Consider the following 640-nt stretch of genomic DNA (forward strand, 5'->3'; position numbering starts at 1 on the left):
CAGCCGGCTGGCCAACCGCGTAACGCGCGGGATGAAATAATGCCGCCGTGGGGAAGGCGCAAAAGGATTAACGTTGTCCTGCTTATCCCCGGCAGATCGCTTATGATGACGAGACATACCTTCAGGGCATAACGGACTGGCGATGAAGCGACTGAAAACTGAACTGAATGCGCTGGTCAACCGCGGGGTTGACCGGCATTTACGTCTGGCGGTGACCGGCCTGAGCCGGAGCGGTAAAACGGCGTTTATCACCGCGCTGGTCAACCAGCTGTTGAATATCCACACCGGCGCCCGCCTGCCGCTGCTGAGCGCCGCACGCGAAGAGCGGCTGCTCGGCGTCAAGCGCGTGCCGCAGCGGGACTTTGGCATTCCCCGATTCACCTACGACGAAGGGCTGGCCCAGCTGTACGGCCAGCCCCCCATGTGGCCAACCCCGACGCGCGGGGTGAGCGAGATCCGTCTCGCGCTGCGCTACCGTTCGAATGACTCCCTGCTGCGCCATTTTAAAGATACCTCCACGCTGTATCTGGAGATTGTCGACTATCCGGGCGAGTGGCTGCTCGACCTGCCGATGCTGGCGCAGGATTATCTGAGCTGGTCGCGACAGATGACCGGGCTCCTGCAGGGACAGCGTGCGGAG

The 640-nt window shown here is 62.2% G+C and carries 1 protein-coding gene; it reads left to right on the forward strand.

All coding sequences use genetic code 11. The annotated features are described in order from the left end of the window. Nucleotides 1–142 precede the first annotated feature (142 nt). Nucleotides 143–640: YcjX family protein (locus FJV41_RS55180; protein WP_181791537.1), on the forward strand; the 498-nt coding region annotated here is incomplete at its 3' end.

This window comes from Myxococcus llanfairpwllgwyngyllgogerychwyrndrobwllllantysiliogogogochensis (genome assembly GCF_006636215.1).
GTDB classification, from domain to species: domain Bacteria; phylum Myxococcota; class Myxococcia; order Myxococcales; family Myxococcaceae; genus Myxococcus; species Myxococcus llanfairpwllgwyngyllgogerychwyrndrobwllllantysiliogogogochensis.